11 protein-coding genes are annotated in these 22,966 nt (G+C 71.8%); all 11 read right to left on the bottom strand.

Annotated elements, in window-relative coordinates; genetic code table 11:
• Positions 1-41: 41 nt before the first annotated feature.
• A complete protein-coding gene (locus AC3IX6_RS25365) occupies positions 42-3,704 on the bottom strand; it encodes a LamG domain-containing protein (protein WP_489364880.1) in 3,663 nt (1,220 codons plus the stop codon).
• Positions 3,701-5,275 carry a VCBS repeat-containing protein gene (locus AC3IX6_RS25360; RefSeq protein WP_489364878.1) on the bottom strand — a complete coding sequence of 525 codons (1,575 nt, stop codon included), beginning with the start codon at positions 5,273-5,275 and terminating at the stop codon, positions 3,701-3,703. Before AC3IX6_RS25360 ends, AC3IX6_RS25365 begins: the two co-directional genes overlap by 4 nt.
• 340 nt (positions 5,276-5,615) lie before the next feature.
• Complete coding sequence (locus AC3IX6_RS25355; RefSeq protein ID WP_489364876.1) at positions 5,616-9,722, bottom strand: Rne/Rng family ribonuclease; 4,107 nt, start codon at positions 9,720-9,722, stop codon at positions 5,616-5,618.
• A 247-nt stretch (positions 9,723-9,969) separates the two neighbouring features.
• A complete protein-coding gene (locus AC3IX6_RS25350; RefSeq protein ID WP_489364874.1) occupies positions 9,970-10,761 on the bottom strand; it encodes a TIGR03936 family radical SAM-associated protein in 792 nt (263 codons plus the stop codon).
• 145 nt (positions 10,762-10,906) lie between these two features.
• Positions 10,907-11,983 carry a hypothetical protein gene (locus AC3IX6_RS25345; RefSeq protein WP_489364872.1) on the bottom strand — a complete coding sequence of 359 codons (1,077 nt, stop codon included), beginning with the start codon at positions 11,981-11,983 and terminating at the stop codon, positions 10,907-10,909.
• 104 nt (positions 11,984-12,087) lie between these two features.
• Positions 12,088-15,060, bottom strand: coding sequence for a hypothetical protein (locus tag AC3IX6_RS25340; RefSeq protein WP_489364870.1), 2,973 nt, complete (start codon positions 15,058-15,060; stop codon positions 12,088-12,090).
• Positions 15,061-15,205: 145 nt separating this feature from the next.
• The gene (locus AC3IX6_RS25335) at positions 15,206-17,131 is read right to left on the bottom strand and encodes a TIGR03960 family B12-binding radical SAM protein (protein WP_250739463.1); all 1,926 of its coding nucleotides are present in this window, start codon (positions 17,129-17,131) and stop codon (positions 15,206-15,208) included.
• Between the two features lie 73 nt (positions 17,132-17,204).
• On the bottom strand, positions 17,205-18,731 hold the full coding sequence (locus AC3IX6_RS25330; protein WP_489364868.1) for a CYTH and CHAD domain-containing protein: 1,527 nt from the start codon (positions 18,729-18,731) through the stop codon (positions 17,205-17,207).
• A 108-nt stretch (positions 18,732-18,839) separates the two neighbouring features.
• On the bottom strand, positions 18,840-20,042 hold the full coding sequence (gene rodA, locus AC3IX6_RS25325; protein ID WP_274553330.1) for a rod shape-determining protein RodA: 1,203 nt from the start codon (positions 20,040-20,042) through the stop codon (positions 18,840-18,842).
• A gap of 15 nt (positions 20,043-20,057) precedes the next feature.
• Positions 20,058-22,238, bottom strand: coding sequence for a penicillin-binding protein 2 (gene mrdA / locus AC3IX6_RS25320; protein WP_489364866.1), 2,181 nt, complete (start codon positions 22,236-22,238; stop codon positions 20,058-20,060).
• A 13-nt stretch (positions 22,239-22,251) separates the two neighbouring features.
• Entirely contained in the window at positions 22,252-22,956 is a 705-nt protein-coding gene (gene mreD, locus AC3IX6_RS25315) for a rod shape-determining protein MreD (protein WP_389694669.1), read from the bottom strand.
• Positions 22,957-22,966 lie beyond the last annotated feature (10 nt).

Raw genomic sequence — 22,966 nt, 5'->3', positions numbered from 1 at the left:
CCCCGTGGGAGGGGCGGGCACACCTGTCTGGGTGGGAAGGTTTAGCGGTCCGTCAGCTCACCGGTGGAGGCGAGCTGGATGACGGCCGTCGGGTCGAGGGCGCCGTCGTACGCGCGGACCTCGTCGATGGCTCCGGCGAAGTACTCCGCGTTGCCGCGCAGCGAACGGCCGACCTGGAGACCGCCGGTGGCGGCCCAGACGGTGTTGTCCACGCCCTTGGCGGAGGCCGCGAGCTGGCCGTTGACGTACAGCCGGATCTGACCGGCGAAGGCGTCGTAGACCACGGCCAGGTGCTGGCCCGCCGGGTTGTCGTCCGGCAGGGCCTGGTCGTCGGAGAAGACCTTGACCGCGGCTCCGGCCGTGTCCGAGGCGGCCACGGCCAGCTCCCAGCGCTTGTTGGAAGCCTGGTAGCGGACCTGGACCCGGTTGGCGTTCGTGCCCGGCAGCGAGAACACCGTCTGGGAGACGGTGGCCTGGTCCGAGGTGAGCTGGACCCGGGCCGAGAGGCTGAAGCTCGCGGTTCCGGTGACCGGGGCGGCGGCCGTCGCGGCGTAGTCCCCGTTTCCGTCCAGGAGCATGTGCCCGGCGCCGACCATGGGCGCGGGGGGAGCCTCGAGCGGGTCGTCCATGTTCGGGGTGTACAAGGCCGCGTTGCCCGCCAGGGTCAGGCCCTGGCCGCCGGCGATGTTCGGGGAGACCCCGGACGCCGCCGAGTTGAGCGGCCAGTACCCCTTGCGCCCGGGCTTGACCGTGGTGATCTCGGCGATCTGAGCCGGCACCAGGGGACGGCTGAAGACGCGGACCTCGGCGAGGTCGCCGACGAAGGCGTCCTGGTAGCCCGCCTTGTCGACGTGCCGGCCGATCTGGAGCGGACCGTAGGCGTTCCAGGTGAAGCGGCGGACCGCCTCGCCCTTGAGCTCCTGGTTGACGTAGAGCTGGAGCTTGCCGGCGGCGCCGTCGTAGAGACCGGTCAGCAGGACCCACTGGTCCTTGGCCGGGACGACCCCGGTGGACAGGGCCTTCCACTCCCCCATGGTCTCCACGTCGGTGATCGGGACGGAGAACTTCCAGGTCTTGGCCACGGCGTCGTAGCCGAGGACGAATCCCGGCTCGCCGGTGCCGTCCTGGCTGACCATCGTCATATCGCGGCTGAGGTCGGTGGGGCGGACCCAGGCGCTGACGCTGAAGCCCTTCGTGGTGTCCAGCACCCTGCTGCCCGCGTCGACCCAGCTGTCGCCGGTGCCGTCGAAGTGCGCCGCCGAGTCGATGGCCCCGCCCGGACCGGGGACACCGAAGGTGACTCCGGGGCCGAAGCCGGCGGGGTACTTGCCCTGCTCCTCGTCGGCGGCGTTGCCGCCCGGCCTGTCGGCCAGGTTCCACTGCGCGGCGGCGGTCGCGCCGACGGCCACGTAGAAGCTGTGGCGGGCCTTGGCGCTCGGGTGGGCCGCCTTGTCCACGGCCACCACGTCGACCCAGTGCGGGCCGGGGCGGGTGGGCGTCCAGTTCACCGAGGCCGGGCCGCCCGCGGTGGCGTTGGCCACCTCTCGGTCGGTCTCACCGTCGAAGGAGTACCGGTACTTGACGACGTCGGTGTCGGGCACCGCGTCGTTCGGGTTGGGCTCGAAGGTGAACGTACCGGCGGCCCCGACCCCGTCGTGGTAGTCGCTGGTGGCCGGGTACTGCGCGGAGAACACGTTCGGCTTGCCCGGGAAGGACTTGTCGTACATGAACTCGCACTTGCCGCTCCACGGGCCCCAGCCGTCACCGTCGTTGGCGACGACGCTCCAGGAGATGACCGTGTTCTCGGGGACCGTCGCCCTCACGGTGTGCTCGAACGGCGTCGAGGCCGTCGGCGCCTTGAAGTTCGTGTCCTCCTCGTAGGCCTGGACCGCGCCGGCCCCGTCCGTCCACTCCAGGCGGAAGCGGGTCTTGACCTGCTCGCCCGAGTCGGCGTCGTTGGCGATCGCCCGCAGGACGGGCGGCACGTCGGTGTACGGGCGGTTCGCTCCCGTGACGCAGGCGCCGCCGGGGTTGGACGACATGGAGCCGACGTCGATCGCACCCGGCAGGGTGTTGTAGCTGATGGACAGGTACGCGTTGCCGCACACGCGCTTCCATCCGCCGAAGGTGCTTTCGTTCTGGGCCTTGAGGCCCAGCAGCATGGAGTCCCAGCCTTCGTTCGCCGCCGTACGCACGCTGTTGCTCAGGCCGCCGTTCGTGGCGGACTTGAAGTGCATGTTGGCCTGTGACTCGCAGGACGTGGGCTGGATCTTCTCGTTGAGGGTCTCCAGCATCGTCTGCGGGGCGCTCTGGGTGTTGGTCCAGTTGCTCTGGCTGTCGATGCGGGCGGTGCTGCCGCCGATCCGGAAGAGCTGTGCGGGTTCGGCGCGGGCGTCCGCCCAGTACACGTGCTGCACACGGGCGCTGAAGTCGGCGCTGATGATCTGCTTGCCCTTGTAGAAGGACAGCGGGATCTGGAACATCACGCGGCGCACGCCGACACCGTTGCAGGAAGCGGCGCTGTAGTCCGTCGGGCACTTTCCGATGCCCGCGCTGCCCGAGTACTGCCACTCGCCGACCGAGGGCTTGCCCGACATCACGGCGGTCCAGCCGGAGCGGTCGGCGGTCTTCTGGATCGGGTCGATGACCACGGGGAAGACGGTGGAGCCATCGCGCAGCAGCTTCTGGTCGGGGACCAGGGTCAGCTTGTCCGCGGACACCTCGATCCCCAGGGGCACGGCCTTGCCGCCGCCTCCCGGGCCTTCGAGGGCCGGGGCCACCGGGGCGCTCTGCGCCTCGGTGGCGTCGGCCCTGGACGCGGACAGCGACTTGGCGACGGCCTTGGCGCCCTTGGCGCGGTTGGCGGTCTCCAGGGAGGAGGCCGAGTCCCACATGGACGGCGCACCCGACTGGAAGACGGTGCCGCCGACGACGCTGTCCTCGGCGCTGACCGCCCCGTTCTCGTCCTTCTTGTACGTCAGGCCCTTGGACTTCAGGCCCAGGTCCAGACGCTGCAGACGGGGGTCGGCGGCGGCCTGCGGAGTCTTGACGACCAGCAGGTGGCCGAAGCCGTTCGCCTCGGCCCGGACCATGAGGTCCACGCCCGGCAGGGCGTCCGGGTAGGTCGCGGAGTCGCCGTCGAGGACGGGCGCGGAGAGCTTGCCGTAGGGCCAGGTCAGCGCCATCTCGCGGGTACCGCGGCGCATCGTGACGAAGGGCTTGCCCGCCTCGCCGTTGGAGAAGGACAGCGCGACGGTGGTGGCCTTGGGACCGACGCTGCCGTCGCTCCGCTTGACCAGGGTCTTGTCGATGTCGACCCACTTGCCGCCCTGCACGGCGTGCACCGGTTCGGTGTACTCGCGGGCCGTGTACGTACCGTCCGGCGCGGCGAAGATCTCCCGCTGCTCGGTGCGCAGGCCGAGGACCTCGATCTGCTTGCCGGTGGCGCGGGCCGCGGTGAGCGCCTCGGCCTCCGTCTGCACCGGGGTGCCCACGCCCACCGGCTCCACGGTCCGGTCCGCTCCGGACCCGGATCCGGCCCACAGCTCCAGGCCGAGGCCGGAGGCCAGCACGGCGCCCGCCGTCACGGCGGCGAAGGCGGCCCGCCGTGCGAGGGTGCGGCGCAGTCCGGACGCCGGGGTCCGGGGCTGATCGTGGTTCTGGCTCTGGCTCTGAGTCGGATCCTGATTCTGATTCCGCATCATCGCACCACCGTTCCGAAGGTGTTGGCCGCTGCGGGGATGCCGCCCTGTCCGGGCTTGAAGGTCGCGGTGGGGGCTGCGCCGCCGCCCGTGGTCCACGGGTAGACGTAGACCGCGCGGCCGTCGGTGGGCCCGTAGGGCTGGCCGACGAAGAGGCCGGTGGGGCCGGCGCCGAGGCTCATGCCGGAGTACAGGCGGGGGCCGGCCGGGGTGGTGAGGCCGTAGCCGGGCTCCAGGAGCGCATCTCCGTCGCCGGGCGGACCGACCATCGGGAGGATGGCCACCTGGCCGCGGTCCACGAGGCCGTTCGGGCCGTCCTTGCCGGGCACGCCGATGGCGATGCGGGTGTTGGTGGCCGTGGTCGTGGCGGTGGGGGCGGTGTTCGCGGCGGCCAGACGCTGGCCGAAGTAGTCACCGGCCTCCGAGCCGTGCTCGACGTTGGCGGTGTTCTGGTCGATCCAGTTGAGCTCCGTGTACGCCCCGGCCGCATCCAGCTTGAACACCTGGACGGCGCCCGCGTCGAGGGTGGTGGACAGGTCCTCGCCGGGAACACCGACGGCGAGGAGCGACTCGGTGGTGCTGGTGGCACCCGCGGCACGGTAGGGCACTGCGGCCAGAGCCGTGCCGAAGGAGTCACCGAGCTCGCAGGCACCGGTCACGTTCGGCGTGTCCTGGGTGATGACGTTCAGCGGCTTGGGCACGCCGGAGGTGAGGGCGTGACTGAAGATCGTCACGGCGCCCGCCTCGAGAATGGCGGCCTGGGCCTCGCCCGGGGAACTGACCGCGAAGTGGGTCGGGGTCGCGACGATGGCCGAGCCGAAGCGGTCGTACGCCTCCAGGGTGTCGGGCACGGCACCGGCGGTGGCGACGTCCTGCGTGACGACACCGACCGTCACCGTGGAGGCACCGGCGATGTACAGGAAGCCACCCGCGTCCACCTGGGTGAAGATGTCCTCGCCGGGAAGTCCGATGACCAGGAACGGCACGCCTTCTGCGCTCTTGCCGGCCGCGACGGAATAGCCGACCCAGTCGTAGGCCTCGGCGGCACCGGGCACCGGGCCCGCTCCCTGGATGTACTCGGTGCTCGTCCTGCCTGCGGCGAGGCCGGTGGGCGATCCGTAAACGACGACGGCGCGGCCGGCGTCGACGTTGGCCTCGACGTCCTCGTACGGCGTGCCGATCGCCAGGTCGCTGCATCCGTCGAGGTCGGCGTCGTAGACGGCCATGGAGAAGCCGAACTGGTCGCCCGCCTCGGAGGGTCCGGCCTTGGCGGCCTCCTGGGTCAGTTCGAGGTTGCCCTTGCCGCCGCCGTACACGATGTGCACGACTCCGGCCTTGGCGATGCCGGCCGCGGTGGCTTCCGGGTCGGCGATCGCCGTGTCGCGGATGCCGTCACCGTTGAAGTCCGATTCCACACCCGAGCAGCCGGCGGCCGCGGAGGCCCGGCCCGCCAGGGGGAAGGGTCCCGCGGTGAGTGCGAGGGCGAGGGTGAGGGCCGTGGCCGAAAAGGCCAGGGTCCCCCGGGAGGCGTACCACCGGGCGGCGCCGTGTGGCGCGAAGGAGGATCTGTTCACTGCGTTGCTTCATCTCTGTCGTGTCAGCGGGACGCCGAAGGGCGGCCGAAAACAGAGTTGAGACGTCAGAGCACGGTGGTGAGCTGCAAGTACGCATGGAGCGTGCGGTGTTGAGCGCACGCCGGCCTATCCCCCGCCGCCAACAGATCCCCCCGCGACAGCCGCACAAAGCGTAGGGACACTTTCCTTTGTTGACTCACGGTAAACAACTGTCAATGTCCGACATTGGATGATCTTGTGCATAACAGATTGATCACTTCCGGCCACGAAAAGGCCCCGCCCGGCACCGAGTTCGGTGCCGGGCGGGGCCGGGTCAAGCAGGTGGAGCCGGATCCGCGGATCAGGCCTCCGTGGGAGCCGAGACGGAGGGCAGCGTCTGCTGCTCCGCCGCCGCGGTCTTCTTCGTGGCCCGCTTCGCGACCGTCTTCTTCGCGGCCGTCTTGGCCGTCGTCGTCTTCTTGGCCGCGGTCTTCTTCACGGCCGCCGCCTTCTTGGCCGGGGCCTTCTTCGCCGCGGTCGTGGTCGCCTTCTTGGCGGCCGACTTACGGACCGCCTTCTTGGCGGGAGCCGCCGGGGCGGCCTCCTCGGCGACGACCTCGGCCACCTCGTCAGCGGGCTGCACCGGCGCCTCGACCGGCGCCTCGACGACCAGGACCGCCGCCTCCGCGCCCGCCGGGGATCCGGCCGGAGCGGTGGCCTTACGGGTAGCACGGCGACGCGGACGGGCCGGCGCGGCCTCGGCGGGCTCGACCGGGGTCTCGACGACGACCGGTGCGACGACCTCGACGGCCTCGACGGCGATCTCGGGCTCCGGCTCGGCCACGGGGGCCTCGGTCACCGGCTCCGGGGCCTGGACCGCCTCGGCCGGGGCGCCCGCCGGAGCGGTCGCCTTCCGGGTGGCGCGGCGGCGGGTGCGGCCCTTGGGGGCCTCTTCCGCGACCGGCTCCGCGACGACGGCCTCGGCGGCAGGCGCCTCGACGGCCTCCACGACCTCCACCTCGGCCTCGACCACCGGCTCGGGCTCGGCCACGGGGGCCGCGGGAGCCGGGGCCGCCGGGGTACGGTCCGTCGCCGCACCGCGCGGGGCGCCCGCCGGAGCGGTCGCCTTGCGGGTGGCGCGACGGCGGTTGCGGCGCCCGCTCACTCCGGCAGCGGCCTCGGCCTCGGCCGGGCTGCTGTAGAGCTCCTCGTCGGCGACGAAGGAGGGCTCGGGCAGCGCGACGGGAGCGGCGACCTCGGCAGCCAGCTCCGCCTCGGTCTCGATCTCGTAGTCATCGCCCTCGGCGGTGTCCACGGCCTCGATCTCGTGGTCGTGCTCGTGTCCGGCCTGGCCACCGCGGCGCTTGGAGCGCTTGCCGTTGCCACCGCCGCCGACCACGGTCGGGGTCTCCATGTGCACGATGACGCCGCGGCCGTTGCAGTGGACGCAGGTCTCGGAGAAGGACTCCAGCAGACCCTGGCCCACCCGCTTGCGGGTCATCTGGACCAGACCCAGCGAGGTCACCTCGGCGACCTGGTGCTTGGTGCGGTCACGGCCCAGGCACTCCAGCATGCGCCGCAGGACCAGGTCGCGGTTGGACTCCAGGACCATGTCGATGAAGTCGATGACCACGATGCCGCCGAGGTCGCGCAGCCGCAGCTGGCGCACGATCTCCTCGGCCGCCTCCAGGTTGTTCCTGGTGACGGTCTCCTCGAGGTTGCCGCCCTGACCGGTGAACTTGCCGGTGTTGACGTCGATGACGATCATCGCTTCGGTCTTGTCGATCACGAGGGAACCGCCCGAGGGCAGCCACACCTTGCGGTCGAGCGCCTTGGCGAGCTGCTCGTCGATCCGGTACGTCGCGAAGACGTCCACCTCGGAGGTCCAGCGCTTCAGCCGGTCGGCCAGGTCCGGGGCCACGTGGTTCACGTAGCCGTGGATGGTCTCCCAGGCGCTGTCGCCGCTGACGATGACCTTCGAGAAGTCCTCGTTGAAGATGTCGCGCACGACGCGGACGGTCATGTCCGGCTCGCCGTACAGGAGGCTCGGCGAAGAGGTCGAGATCTGCTTCGACTTCTTCTGGATGTCCTCCCACTGGGCCTGCAGGCGCTCGACGTCGCGGCGCAGCTCGTCCTCGCTCGCGCCCTCGGCGGCGGTGCGCACGATGACGCCCGCGTCCTCGGGGACGATCTTCTTGAGGATGGTCTTCAGGCGCGCGCGCTCGGTGTCGGGCAGCTTGCGGCTGATGCCGGTCATCGAGCCCTCGGGCACGTAGACCAGGTAGCGGCCGGGCAGCGAGACCTGGCTGGTCAGGCGGGCGCCCTTGTGGCCGATCGGGTCCTTGGTGACCTGCACCAGGACCGACTGGCCGGACTTGAGGGCGGACTCGATGCGGCGCGGCCCGTTGGCCATGCCGAGCGCCTCGAAGTTGACCTCGCCGGCGTACAGGACGGCGTTGCGGCCCTTGCCGATGTCGATGAAGGCGGCCTCCATGGACGGCAGCACGTTCTGGACCTTGCCCAGGTAGACGTTGCCGACGTACGAGGTGGCTTCTTCCTTGTTGACGTAGTGCTCGACGAGCACGTTGTCCTCGAGGACGCCGATCTGGGTGCGCTCGCCGGACTGGCGGACGACCATGACGCGCTCGACGGCCTCGCGGCGGGCCAGGAACTCGGCCTCGGTGATGATCGGGACGCGGCGGCGGCCCTGCTCGCGGCCTTCGCGGCGGCGCTGCTTCTTGGCCTCCAGGCGGGTCGAGCCCTTGATGGACTGGACCTCGTCGGAGGAGGTGGAGCCGGAGCCGGCGACGGACTCCGAGCGCTCGCGCGCCGGGCGCGGCTCGCGGACCTTGACGACCGTGCGCACACCGTCGTCCTCGGCCGCGTCGGCGTCCGTGCCACCGTCACCGCTGCGACGGCGACGACGCCGGCGACGACGGCTGGAGCTGGAGCCGAGGGCCCCGTTCTCCTCGTCGTCCTCGGCCTCTTCGGTGTCCGCGTCTTCGGCGGACTCCGCCTCCTCGGCGGACTCGGCCTCCTCCTCGGCGGACTCGTCGAGGTCGGCGGCCTCACCGCGACGGCGGCGACGGCCACCACGGCGGCGACGGCGCGACGGGCGGTCGCCCGACTCGTCGAAGTCCTCGTCGGCGGAGCCCTCGAGCTCGGCCTCGGCCTCTTCGTCGACCAGCTCTACGTCGGCCAGCGTGACCGGGCCGGACGGCGCGGCGGCGGCCGGAGCCGGGGCCACGGGCGCGGCGGTCTCGGCGGCGGCTCCGCGGCCACGGCGGCGGCGACGGCCGGCCGGCTGCGGGGCGGGGGCCACGACGGCCTCGGCCTCGGTCTCGACGAGGTCGAGCTCCTCCTCCTCGACCTCCTCGGCCGGGGCGGCGGCAGCGGCGGCCGCGGCCATCATGGCCGCGGTCTCCGGGGTCTGGAACATCGGCTCGGCGAACACCGGGGCCTGGAACACGGCGACGGCGGGACGCCCGGCGCGGCGGCCGCGGGCCGGAGCCTCGGCGGCGAGGGCCTCGGCGGCGGGAGCCACCGGCTGCGCGGCGGCGGCCGGGGCGGTGGTGGAACGGGTGGCGCGGCGGCGGCCGCCGCGCTTCGGGGAGTCCACGGCGTCGGCCACGGTGACGGTGGCCTTGGAAGCGGCGACCGGAGCCTCGACGACGGGCGCCTCGACCACGGCAGCGGCGGCGGGCGCCTCCGGGGCGGTCACGGCGCGGGTCGCACGGCGACGGGCACGGGGCGCGGGAGCGGCCGGCTCCTCGACGGCCTCGGCGACCGGGGCGGCCACGGGGGCCTCGGCGACCGGCGCCTCGACCGCGGCAGCGGCGGCGGGCGCCTCCGGGGCGGTCACGGCGCGGGTGGCACGGCGACGGGCACGCGGCGCCGGGGCGGCCGGCTCCTCGACGATCTCGGCGACCGGAGCGGCCACGGGAGCCTCGACGACCGGGGCCTCTGCCACGACCGCATCCGGGGCGGTCACGGCGCGGGTGGCACGGCGACGGGCACGGGGCGCGGGAGCGGCGGGCTCCTCGGCGGCCGGAGCGGCCACGGGGGCCTCGACCACGGCCTCGGCGACGGGCGCCTCCGGGGCGGCCACGGCGCGGGTCGCACGGCGACGGGCACGCGGGGCCGGAGCGGCGGGCTCGGCGGCCTCTACGGCGGGGGCGGCCACGGGGGCCTCGACCACGGCCTCGGCGGCGGACGCCTCGGGGGCGGCCACGGCGCGGGTCGCACGGCGGCGGGTACGGGCCGGGGCGGCGGCCGGGGCGGCCTCCTCGGCGGGAGCCGCGGCCACCACGGGCGCGGGAGCGGCCTCGGCGGCGGCTACGGCGCCACCGGGCGGACCGGCCGGCCGGGACGCGGCACGCCGGCGCCGGCGCGGCGGCAGGTTGTCGCTCGGGCTGCCACTGTCGGCGGCACCGTTGTTGGCGGTGTTGTCGTTCTCGTTGTCGAGCATGCGGGGTTTCTCCCGTCACGCTCCCGGGCGCCGCGGCTGACTTCCGGTCCGGCACGGTCCCGCGTAATGAGCGCGGAACCGGCCTCCGGGGCGCGTTCGCCACACGGGAGCTCAGTTCAATGGCCGCCGGTTCCGTACGTGTAGTCCGTACGGCCTGGCGGAAGTCTTCAAGTCTTCAAGGTCTGTCTGTGCGCGGCCCGACCCAGGTGGCTCCCGAGTCCCAGGGGCTGCGCGACGACGACGATCCCTACGCGGCGGGACCTTCCGGCGCCTTCGCGTCGGCGGTTACGGCCGCCGTGGGTGGGGCGGTCGTGACAGCCTCGCGGTCGGGCGCGAGCGGGTCGGTCACCGTGCCGGACTCCTCGTCGAAGAGCCCCTGCGCCAGCCTGGTCACCGCAGCGGGGACCGGCGGCGTTAGGTCGGCCACAGCTCGGAGACCGGACAGGACGTCGTCGGGTCGCACGGCAGGTGTCAAATGCCGAACAACCAGCCGCAGTATCGCACAAGCATTGTCCAGGGGCCTATCAGCCTCTGCGGTCGCCGTAACGGGAACCACTTCCAGACTGACCACGGCGCCGCGCGTGTCGAAGGTCCGCATGCCGTTCTTGGTGCGGCGCTGGACCTCCACGGCCTCGGCCGCGAGGAAGGCCTCGACCGCCTTCTCCGCGTCTCCGGGCTCCACGCCTTCCAGGCGCAGCTCCCACACGGAGGCCGTCAGCCGGTCGGCGAGACCGGAGGTGTGCGCCTCGACGGCGTCGATGATGTCGAGGCCGACGGGCATCGACTCGTCGAGCAGCTCGCGCAGGACCGCGGGGTCGCGCGGCTCGGCGAGGGCGATCTCCAGGTACTCGGCCTCGCTGCCGGTCCCGGTCGGGGCGGCGTTCGCGTACGAAACGCGGGGGTGCGGGGTGAAGCCCGCCGAGTACGCCATGGGCACCTCGGAGCGGCGCAGGGCCCGCTCGAAGGCGCGCTGGAAGTCCCGGTGGCTGGTGAACCGGAGGCGGCCGCGCTTGGTGTAGCGCAGACGGATGCGCTGCACTACCGGTGCGGGAGGCGGGCCTTCGGGCTGTCGCTTGCCCAGTGGTTCATCTCCTTGTGCGGGGCTCCGCGGCTCGCGCGTCGCCCTGAGGTCTGTGGGGCCTGCAGACCACGCCGTGCCGTGCCCACCGGCTCACCCCTGCGTTCTACTTCTGCAGGGAGATCTCGGGGGCGGGCGCGTCGCCTGCGGCTCTGTTACTACCCAGAGTACGCGTCTGTGACCTCGCCGGTTCCCGGGGCGGCCCACCGAACAGCGCCCGCCGTACGTCGGCCCGCGCCTCGCGCACCGAGAGGCGGGTGGTCCGCCACACCTCGGCGACGGCACGGCCGGCCGGAGCGATCGTCTGCCGGTGCACCGAGCGGACGGCCCGGCGCCCGACGGCCCACCCGGCGCGCAGCGCGTTCCCGGCGGGGGTGACCACGTGCCGGCGCAGCCATCCGGCGGGCCGCACGACGGCCCACCGCCACAGCCACACCAGCCCGCGCCCCAGCGCCCGGCTCACCCGCCCCGCGAGGTGCCAGGCCGCGACGAGCACCTGCCAGACGGGCACGAGCAGGTACGCCCACACCCCGCGCCCGACCGGCGCGAGCAGATACCGCCACACCCCGCCCGCGACGGGCCGCACGACATACCGCCAGAGCCCGGCCCACGGCCAGACGAACAGCGCCTTGGCCACCCAGACCGCACCGGCCGCGAATCCCCGGCCCAGCCATCGCAGAGCGTGCCCGACGGGGGTGAGGACGTACCGGTACAGCGCGCCGCCCGGCAGCACGAGCAGGTACCGGACCGCACCCGCGAGCAGCCACGCGATGCCCCGCCCGGCGGGCAACAGCCCGTACTCCCAGACCGGGACCAGGAGGTACCGCCAGAGCCCCGCGCCCGCCGGCCTCAGCAGATGGGCGTACGCGGCCTGCCCCACCGGGAGCACGACGTACCGCCAGAGAGCGGCCCAGGGCCAGTAGAAGACCAGCTTGAACAGGGCCCCGATCAGCCAGCCGGTCCCCCGCAGCACCGGCAGCAGGAGCAGCTCGTACAGCCGCCGCAGCCCGTGCCCCAGCGGCCCGAGGACGGTCCGGTTCAGCATCCGCGCGCCGGCGACGAGCAGGTCCCACACCACCCGCAGGGGCAGCACGATCAGCACGGCCACGATCTTCACGGGGATCCGCACGACTCCGACCAGGCAGCCTTCTCCCCCGGGTGCGCGCGCCTCTTCCAGTTCCATGCAGATAAAGACTCCGTAGGGACCCCTGCCGTTGCGGGTGACACCCCACGGATCCGGACACGACGACGGCCCGCCCCGGATCGGGGCGGGCCGTCGTCGTCCGGTCAGTTCGCCAGCGGGTGTCCGCCGGGCGCGGTCCGCGCGGGCGGCGGGGCCGCGGTCACCTTGTAGGCACCTGGGAGGTAGCCCGGTGAGCGGGTGCCCGAGGTGTACCCGGGGCTGTCGAGCACCAGGTCGTAGCGGCCCGGCGCGGCGCCGAAGGTGCTGACCTGTACGACGAGCACGGTCCCGGCGGCGTTGACCGATATCGCTCTGACCATGCCGGCAGAGATCTCGCTGTCGCCGTTAGTGGACCTGAACTCCACGTCGGTGCCGAGGGTCAGGTTCACGCCGCGCAGGGTCACCTTGGTGAGGGTCTGGGCGGGGCTCGTCGCCGGGGTCAGCGAAGTGGCGTCGGCCCGCTTCGGCCGGACGGTGCACGGGGCGAAACTGGAGAAGCAGACGCCCTGCATCTGATACTTCAGCGGAGTCGCCGCCGTGTACGCGCTGAGCAGGAACAGGTACTCGCCCTTCGGGGCGCTGGTCGCGGTCGCGCAGTAGAAGTCGAAGTCACCGACGTTGTTGTTGCCGCACTGGACCAGCGGGTCGAGACCCGAGCCGGTGAAACCGGTGGGGCTCAGCATCTCCACGTTGGGATTGGTCATGCCCACCGTGCTGTCGTCCGCGCCGTAGACGTCGAAGCGCTGGCCCGGCTTCATGTCTGCGACGGCGCAGTAGCCCGCCGCGTCCTCGGTCAGGGTGCCGCCGCGCACCGGGAAGTTCTCCGCCCCGATCCGCTTCGTGGTGCACTCCGGCGCCCAGCCGGCCGCGGTAGCGACCCGCCAGGTGTCTATGTGCGCCGCGATGGGTGTGCCGCCGTCGTAACCGGAGGCCAGCACGTAGACGAGGTACCCCGTCGAGCCGGTGACCCGGCAGGCGTTGCCCCACTGCCGGCACACGAATTTTCCGGTGGCGTCGACGACGACGAGCAATGCGCCGGTGCGGTAGGCAGCTTCGGGGGTCCGTACGGAAATCGCGAGCTTGTCGGTGGCGGCCGTCTTGAACTGCACGCAGGTACTGTCCAGGGCAGACTTGAAGGTGTAGCCGGTGGACGCGCCGCCGACGGTCAGCGACTTCGGCGCGGGGCACTTGGCGGTCTGCGAAATGTCCCGGCGGACCAGCCGGTAGCTGTCGGTACTGCCGTTGCCGATGATCATCGCCGAATAAGCGGGGGCGGCCTGGAGCACGCAGCTGGCCGTGGAACCTCCGACCATGATGCAGACCGGATTGCCGACGGCGTCGTAGATCTGCACCGAGGCGTTGACCCGGTTGCTGGTGTTCGTGTAGTCGATCATCTCCGCGGTCGAGTGCTTGCCCGCCGCGAGTGCGAGACACCTGACCTGCTTGTCCGCGGTGAGATCGACCCGGCTGCCCGGGGAGGGACCAAAGGACCCGCTGTTCCAGGTCGTACAGCCAGCGGTGTTGCCGGTGTCGTGGACGGTCACCCGGTAACTTCCCGTGGCGGGGCTGCTGAACACCGCGCGGAAGGGGGCGGTGCCGGTCAGTTTACAGACGGCGAACCCGGCCGTGAGCTCGCACTGCTGCAGGCCCTGGGCGTCGTAGACCGTCGTGCTCACGTCGGCGCCGCCGCCCGCCTGCGGCTTGTCGTAGAAATACAGGCCCTTGCCCGTGGCCGTCGGGAGGGTCCGGCAGAGCCGCTGGCCGAGTCCGGTGAAGGAGCCGGTCGCGGGACCGGAGGCGAAGCCGTCGTCACGGGCGTTCGTGCAGCCGGTGGACTGGCTGGTCTCGTAGAACCAGATCCCGTACGCGTCCGTACCGTTGTTGTATGCGTCTCGCGCCCAGGTGTAGGAGCCGACGGAGAGGTTGCACGGCTTCAAGAGCTTCGGCGTGCAGGCCGCCGTTCCGTTGGGCCGGTAGAGCTGCCCGGAGATCCACGAAGGGACTTCGGTCGGGCCGAAGGAGTGGGGACCTGCGGTGGTCACGCGCAGGGTCCGGCACGGCGCCTTGGAGGTGGCGTCGGGGACGGTGCCGTAGGCCTGCACCTCGACGACGGGGCAGCCGGCTGCGTTGGTCAGGCGGGCGACGGTGAAGCCGTAGGCCTGGCTCCGTCCGTAGTACTCGCTGATCAGCACGGTGTACGGAGCGGTGCCTGTCAGTTTGCAGTCGAAGTCCCGCGAGCCGGCGTCGCGGGTGGAACACACCCGCTTGCCGGAGGCGTCGTAGACGGCGCCTTGCACGTCGTTCGAGGTCAGGTGCACACGCAGGACGGAGCCGGTGACGATGTTCGTCGGCAGGCGGTGGCAGTCACCGGTGGATCCCGCGGCCACGGTGGCCTCGATGAGCTTCGGCGCCCCGAGGGTGGCCGCGGACGCGGCCACCCTCGCACAGGTGGTGCTGGACACCAGCGACCGGTAGGAGACCGAGAAACCGCTCGGGGAGTTTCCATGGACGTCCAGCGTGAACGCACCCGCCGTGTTCGTCGGGCAGCTCTGGCGACCGTCCGTTTCGGTGCAGGTGACCACGGATCCGTCGGGCCCGGTCAGTGTCGTGTACGCGGATCCGCCACCGTTGAGGTAGACCGCCTGGACGAAGACCAGGTCGGTTGCCCCCGTGAGCGAGAACGTGAACCGGAAAGGCCCGTTCCCCTGAGGTTTGGTGCAGGTGTGCACCGTGTCGGGTGCGAGGGCGCCCGAGCAGGTGTCGGCGGCCGCGGTGCGGATGATCTCGCGTGCGGCCGCGGCCCGCTCGGCCGCGGGGTCACGCGGCTTCGGCTCGGGCTGGGCGGGCGGCGCCTTCGGCGCGGGCGCGTCCGCGACCGTGGGCCCGGCCGGCCCGGTCGCGGGTGCGGACGGAGCGACGGCGGCCTGTCCCCCATCCTTCGGCGCGATGGCGGCGGTGGCCACGCCGGCGGGTCCCACGAGGGTGGCCAGGACGGCGATGATCAGGGCGACGAGTGCGATGACGCGTGGATGTCCGCCTCTCCCCCGACAGCGGACGTCCTTGAAGAGTTGCAGCATGTGGTCCCCCCAGGATTCATGGCCCCCGCCGCGTGTCGATCACAGGGGCCAGGGGTCAGCGGATCCTAGCGGGACCCCCGGACACGACGACGGCCCGCCCCGATCACGGGGCGGGCCGTCGTCGTACGGACGGGGTGCGGAGGCGCTACTTCACGACCGACAGGGGCAGCAGTTTCTTGCCCGTCGGGCCGATCTGGATGCTGGTGTCGAGCTGCGGGCAGACGCCGCAGTCGAAGCACGGGGTCCAGCGGCAGTCCTCGACCTCGGTCTCGTCGAGGGCGTCCTGCCAGTCCTCCCAGAGCCAGTCCTTGTCCAGGCCGGAGTCGAGGTGGTCCCAGGGGAGGACCTCCTCGTAGGTGCGCTCGCGGGTCGTGTACCAGGCCACGTCCACGCCGTAGGCGGGGAGGGTCTTCTCCGCCGCCTGCATCCAGCGGTCGTACGAGAAGTGCTCGCGCCAGCCGTCGAAGCGGCCGCCCGACTCGTACACGGCGCGGATGACGTCGCCGATGCGGCGGTCGCCGCGGGACAGGAGGCCCTCGACGATGCCGGGCTTGCCGTCGTGGTAGCGGAAGCCGATGGAGCGGCCGTACTTCTTGTCGCCGCGGAGCTTGTCGCGGAGCTTGCCGAGGCGGGCGTCCGTCTCCTCGGCCGACAGCTGCGGGGCCCACTGGAAGGGGGTGTGCGGCTTGGGGACGAAGCCGCCGATGGAGACGGTGCAGCGGATGTCGTTCTGGCCGGAGACCTCGCGGCCCTTGGCGATGACGTTGACCGCCATGTCGCCGATCTGGAGCACGTCCTCGTCGGTCTCGGTCGGCAGGCCGACCATGAAGTACAGCTTCACCTGGCGCCAGCCGTTGCCGTAGGCGGTGGCGACCGTACGGATCAGGTCCTCTTCCGAGACCATCTTGTTGATGACCTTGCGCATGCGCTCGGAGCCGCCCTCGGGGGCGAAGGTCAGACCGGAGCGGCGGCCGTTGCGGGTCAGCTCGTTGGCCAGGTCCACGTTGAAGGCGTCCACGCGGGTCGACGGGAGGGACAGGCCCACCTTGTCGTCCGTGTAGCGGTCGGCGAGGCCCTTGGCGATGTCCGCGATCTCGGTGTGGTCCGCCGAGGAGAGGGAGAGGAGGCCGACCTCCTCGAAGCCCGTGGCCTTCAGCCCGCGCTCCACCATCTCGCCGATGCCGGTGATGCTTCGCTCCCGCACGGGGCGCGTGATCATGCCGGCCTGGCAGAAACGGCAGCCGCGGGTGCAGCCGCGGAAGATCTCCACGGACATCCGCTCGTGGACGGTCTCGGCGAGCGGGACCAGGGGCTGCTTGGGGTAGGGCCACTCGTCGAGGTCCATGACGGTGTGCTTGGACACCCGCCACGGCACGCCGGAGCGGTTCGGGACGACGCGGCCGATGCGGCCGTCCGGCAGGTACTCGACGTCGTAGAAGCCCGGCACGTAGACGCCGCCGGTCTTCGCGAGGCGCAGCAGCACCTCTTCGCGCCCGCCCGGGCGGCCCTCGGCCTTCCACGCGCGGATGATCTCGGTCATGTCGAGGACGGCCTGCTCGCCGTCGCCGATGATCGCGCAGTCGATGAACTCCGCGATCGGCTCGGGGTTGAAGGCCGCGTGGCCGCCCGCGAGCACGATGGGGTGGTCGACCGTACGGTTCTTCGCCTCCAGCGGGATGCCCGCGAGGTCCAGCGCCGTGAGCATGTTCGTGTAGCCGAGCTCGGTGGAGAAGGAGAGCCCGAAGACGTCGAAGGCCGAGACGGGGCGGTGGCTGTCCACGGTGAACTGCGGCACCTTGTGCTCGCGCATCAGCTCTTCGAGGTCCGGCCACACGCTGTACGTGCGCTCCGCGAGCACGCCCTCGCGCTCGTTCAGCACCTCGTACAGGATCATGACGCCCTGGTTGGGGAGCCCGACCTCGTACGCGTCCGGGTACATCAGCGCCCAGCGGACGTCGGCGCTCTCCCACGGCTTGACCGTGGAGTTGAGCTCACCGCCGACGTACTGGATCGGCTTCTGGACGTGCGGAAGCAGGGCCTCAAGCTGAGGGAAGACCGACTCGGTCATCACGCGACTTTCGTGAAGCGGGCAGGGGGCGACTCTCAAGCGTACCCCGGGGCCCGGAGCACCCCCGCCCGAACGATCAGCCGTGCAGCGCCGCAGCCGGCCCCGCGGTCGCCGCCCACACCTGTGGCAGCTCCCGCTCGCGGCGCTCGGCCAGCGCTTCCTCGCGGGCGTAGAGCACGCCCCAGGTGAAGGCCGACTCCCCCGCGCCCGCCGCCTGGACGGCCAGTCCGCGCAGGGCTTCGCGGGCGACGACCCCGTCCTGGTGGTCGCCGAGCAGCGACTGGACCGCCTTCACCGCCTTGGCGAGCTTGCGCGCGGGTTTGCCGAGGGCCGGGACCGCCGCCTCGGCCGCGTACCGGGCGCGCTTCGCGGCCTTGCGGGCCTCGTGCAGGGCCAGGTCGCGGGCCTCTCCCGGGTCCATGGACCGTGCGGCCTCGATCCGGCCGGCGAGGCGTTCGTAGTCGCCGAGGACCGCCGCGGGCAGGGCCGACGCGGCGGGCCGGGTCGCGGCCTTCTGTAGCGGCGGGTCGGCCAGCAGGGCGTCGAGGGCGTTGAGCAGGGCCACGTATCGCCTGCTGTCGAGCGCGGCCAGCGCCGCGCGGCGCGAACCGGTGCGGCGGGCGACGTTCCAGATCTTGAGGCGGCCGCGGACCGGGCCCAGGACCAGGGTGCGCGGGAGTTCGTCGAGCCGGGTCTGGATCCGCTCCAGCAGTACTTCCTGATCGCGGTCGACTCCGAGCTCGGCGGCGAGCCAGCGCAGTTCCTCGCCGATCGGGCCGGTCTCGGCGGGGTCCAGGATCCGGCGCTGGGTCTTGAAGGCGCTGCGCAGGCGCCGGGTGGCGACCCGCATCTGGTGGACGGAGTCGGGCAGCCCCCGGCGTACGGCCGGGTCCTGGGCGATGAGGGTGTCGCGCTGTTCGCGCAGGTACGCGAGCACGTGCGCGCCCGCCGTGTCCTGCGCGGGGCCGGTGTCGGTGCCGGCCGTACGGGCCGGGGGTTCCCCGCCGGTCTCGGTCAGCGCCCGCGCGAGCTTCGAGGGGGCGTCGCTGACCCGGAGTCCCGCCTTGCGGAAGGTCTTCTCGACGGCGTCGAGCAGCGCCGGGTCGGCGCCGTCGGCGAGCTCGACCTCCACCTCGGTCCAGGCGGCGGTGGCGTCCGCGCGCTCGGCCCGCACCGCGTCCGTGGACAGCTCCGCGAGGAGGATGCCGTCGGCGTCGAGGAGGTGGCTGACGTGGCGCGAGGACAGGAGCCTGACCTGGGGTTCCAGCGGGGTGTCGCGGACGCGCGAGCGCAGCAGTGCGGTCAGCGCGTCCGGGACGGTGTCGCCGAGGGGGGCGGTGATCTCGTCGCGCACGCCGGGGGCGACGGGCAGTTTGAGGTGCCAGCCGGCGTCCTTGCCGCCGGTGCGGCGGCGCAGGGTGAGCCCGTCGGCGGCGAGCCGCTGGTCGGGGGTGTCGTAGTAGACGGCGTCGAGCTCGGCCGTGCCCTGGTCGGTCACGGCCGCGATGGCGGCCGTGCCCGTCAGGTCGGGTACTCCGCGCCGTCCGGCCTTGGTGGTCCTGAACTCGAATTTGCGCTCGATCTCGCGCTTCGTGTCCGCCATGGATCGAACGTAGTCCTGAACGGAACGCGGCGGGAAGGGAAACGGCGGGTGCGGCGGAAAACCGGCCCGGGAACCGACGGATCAAGCCGCCGCCGGGCCGGGCCGGGGTCACGCCGACATCGGCCGCTGCACCCTGATCGACTGGAGCAGCCCGATGGCCACCCACACGGCGAACATCGAGGACCCTCCGTAGGACACGAAGGGCAGCGGGAGCCCGGCCACGGGCATGATCCCGAGGGTCATGCCGATGTTCTCGAAGGACTGGAAGGCGAACCAGGCGATGATCCCGGCGCACACGATCGTGCCGTACAGCTCGGTCGTCTCGCGGGCGATCATGCAGGCGCGCCACAGGATGACCCCGAGCAGCACCAGGATCAGCCCGGCTCCGACGAAGCCCAGCTCCTCCCCCGCCACCGTGAAGACGAAGTCGGTCTGCTGCTCCGGCACGAACTGGCCGGTGGTCTGCGATCCCTTGAAGAGCCCGGAGCCGGTCAGCCCGCCGGAGCCGATGGCGATGCGCGCCTGGTTGGTGTTGTAGCCCACGCCGGCCGGGTCGAGCTCGGGGTTGGCGAAGGCCGCGAAGCGGTTGATCTGGTACTCGTCGAGGACGCCGAGCTGCCAGATCAGGATGGCCCCGCCGACGCCCGAGCCGAGCAGGCCCAGCACCCAGCGGTTGGAGGCGCCGGAGGCCAGCAGGACGCCGAGCACGATGACGACCATGACCATGACGGAGCCGAGGTCGGGCATCAGCATGATGATGCCCATGGGGAAGGCGGCCAGGCAGAGCGCCTTGACCACCGTGCGGTGGTCGGGGTGGGCGAGGTCTCCCGCGTCCACCCGGGTGGCCAGCAGCATCGCCATGACCAGGATGATCGTGATCTTGACGAACTCGGAGGGCTGGAGCGAGAAGCCGCCGCCGACCACGATCCAGGCGTGGGCTCCGTTGATGGTGGCGCCCAGCGGGGTGAGCACGGCGAGGATCAGGACCACGGAGAGCCCGTAGAGGATCGGTACCGCGCCGCGCAGGGTGCGGTGGCCGAGCCAGATGGTGCCGATCATCAGCACGAGGCCGATGCCGGTGTTCATGGCGTGCCGGAAGAGGAAGTAGTACGGGTCCCCGTTGTTCAGCGAGGTCCGGTTGCGGGTCGCCGACCACACCAGCAGGGCGCCGATGAGGGAGAGGGCGAGCGCGGAGAGGAGTATCGGCCAGTCGAGCCGGCGCACCACGGAGTCGCGGGCGGTGAGTTTGGCCATCGCTCCCCGCTGCTCCGGCGCGTACCGGGCCACGGAGAATTTGTTGGCGGTCTGCATGTCGGTCCTCGGTACTCAGTCGTGCTGCGCGGGGCGCTGGGATTGCGGGCCGGCCAGCGCGGGCGGCGCCAGTTCTTCCGGGGACGGGGGTACGTACGGCCGGATCTCGGGGGAATCGATGCCGCCGTCGGGGCGGATCTTGGGCAGGTTCTTCTCCGGTCCCAGCAGGAGCGCCTTCTTCGGGTCCTGGTTGCCCGCCATGTCGAGGCCGTAGATCGCGTTGTAGATGTTGCGGACGGCGGGGCCGGAGGCTCCGGAGCCGGTGCCGCCCTGGGAGATGGTCATGACGATGGTGAAGTCGTCGGTGTAGGTCGCCAGCCACGAGGTGGTCTGCTTGCCGTAGACCTGGGCGGTGCCGGTCTTGGCGCGCATCGGGATCTTGTCCAGCGGCCAGCCGCCGAAGCGCCAGGCGGCGGTGCCGCCGGGCTCGACGACCATGCGCAGGCCCTTGTCGAGGTCCTTGACGGTCTTGGCGTCGATCGGCAGCCTGCCGTGCGGCTTCGGCTTGATCCACTCGACGCGCTTGCCGTCGGCGCTGATCACGGCCTTGCCGACGGTGGGGTCGAAGAGGGTGCCCCCGTTGCTGATGGCGGCGTAGGCGGTGGCCATCTGGATGGGGGTGACGAGGACGTCGCCCTGGCCGATGGCGAAGTTGATGCTGTCGAACGCCTTGAGCTGGTTGCCTTCGAGGCAGCTCTCGAAGGCGATCTGCTCGACGTAGGTGCCGCCCTTCTTGCCCTGCTTGCACCAGGAGTCCTTGTTGGCCGCCCAGAAGCTCTTCTTCCAGCCCCGGTCGGGGATGCGGCCGGAGACCTCGTTCGGCAGGTCGATCCCGGTCTCGGAGCCGAGGCCGAACTCGCGGGCGGTCCGGTAGAACCAGTCGTGGGCGTCCTTCTTGGGCTTGAGGCCGCCGTCGCGCTGCCATTCCTTGTGCCCGAGGGCGTAGAAGACGGTGTTGCAGGAGAACTTGAGGGCCTCGCCGAGGGTGATGGGGCCGTGCCCCTTGGACTCGAAGTTCGCGAAGCTCCGGTTGCCCATGCTGTACGAGGCGCTGCAGTTGTACTTGTCGTCGAAGGCGTATCCGGCCCGGACGGCCGCGCTCGCCGACACCACCTTGAAGATGGAGCCCGCGGGGGCCTGCCCCTGGATGGCGCGGTTGAGCAGCGGGTAGTTGGAGGCGTCGCTGGTGAGACTGGCGTAGTCCTTGGCGGCGATGCCGCCGACCCACGCGTTGGGGTCGTAGTCGGGCTGGGAGGCCATCGCGACGACCCGGCCGGTCTTGGTCTCCATGACGACGACGGCGCCCGAGTCGGCCTCGTACTTGCGGCCGGTGATCTTGTCCGTCTCCTGGCGGACCACCTTCATCGCCTGCTGGAGCTCGTACTCGGCGACGGACTGGACCCGGGCGTCGATGCTGGTGACGAGGGTGGACCCGGGCACACCGGCGTCGGACTCGGTCTGGTGCATGACCCGGCCGAGGTTGTCGACCTCGTAGGAGGTGACCATCGCCTTGCCGCGCAGGTACTTGTCGTAGGTGCGCTCGATCCCGGAGCGGCCGACCTGATCGGAGCGCAGGTGCGGCGAGTCGGTGTCCTTGGCCTTCTGGATCTCGTCGTCGGTGACCGGCGAGAGGTAGCCGAGCACCTGGGAGGTACGGGCACCGCCGGGGGCCGGGTAGCGCCGGACGGCGACGGGCTCGGCCGTGATGCCGGGGAACTCCTCGGGGCGTTCGCGCAGCTGCAGCGCCTGCTGCGTAGTGGCGTCGAGGGTGATCGGGATCGGCTGGTACGGGGAGCCGTTCCAGCAGGGCGCGGGGGTCTGGGAGTCGCAGAGGCGGACCTTCTCCATGACCTCCTTGGGGGTCATGTCCAGGACGCCGGCGAGACGGGTCATCACGGCCTGGCCGCGGTCCTTCATCTTCATCAGCGCGGTGCGGCTGGTGGAGACGACCAGGCGGGTCTCGTTGTCGGCGAGGGCGACGCCCCGGGCGTCGAGGATGGTCCCGCGCACGGCAGGCTGGACGACCCGCTGGACGTGGTTGCTCTTCGCCTCGTGGTAGTACTCCGCGCCGTTGCGGATCTGGAGGTACCAGAGCCGGCCGCCGAGGGTGAGGAACATCGAGCAGACGAGAACCTGGATGATCACGAGCCGGATCTGCACCCGGGAGGTACGGCCGGTCTCCGGAATGTTGGTCACGTGGACTCCTCCCTCACAGCTTCTTGACGCTCTTCACACCCTTGATTCCCTTGACGCCCTTTATCCGGCCGGCCCGGTTGGCCCGGCTGCGGGCGGTCTTCATCCGCAGGCCGCCGCGCTGGCTGCCGATCCGCAGCCCGGTGCCGCCGGCCAGCCAGCCGGAGGCGATGTCCTTGCCCGCGGGCGGGCCGCCGTTGGCCTCGACGGCCATCGGGTCGTTCTCCGCGCGGCGGGCCAGGGCCATGATGAACGGCACCGTGAAGGGGGCGAGCAGCAGGTCGTAGAGGACCGCGGTGAACAGCAGTCCGGTCAGCCCCACGTGCCGGGCGGCGGTGTCGCCGACCAGGGCGCCGACGCCCGCGTAGAGCAGGGTGGAGGCGAAGGCGGCGCCGACGACGGTGAGCATCGGGCCCCAGGCGGAGCGGAACCGCCCGGTGTCGGGGCGGACCAGGCCGGCGACGTAGCCGATCACGCACAGCACGAGCGCGTAGCGGCCGGCGGCGTGGTCGGCGGGCGGGGCCAGGTCGGTGAGGAGGCCGGCGGCGAAGCCGATGAGGGCGCCGCTGACGCACCCGTACACGAGTGCGAGGGCGACGACCGTGAGCAGGACCAGGTCGGGGACGGCTCCGGGGAGTTGGAGGCGGCCCAGGATGGAGACCTGGACGACCAGGGCGACCACGACGAGCGTGCCCGAGAGCAGGATCCGGTTGAAACGCATGATGATCGGC

Source organism: Streptomyces sp. GL_141 (genome assembly GCF_057834385.1).
The sequence above is the reverse complement of the archived record's forward strand: the minus strand, read 5'-3'. Positions and strand labels throughout refer to the sequence as shown.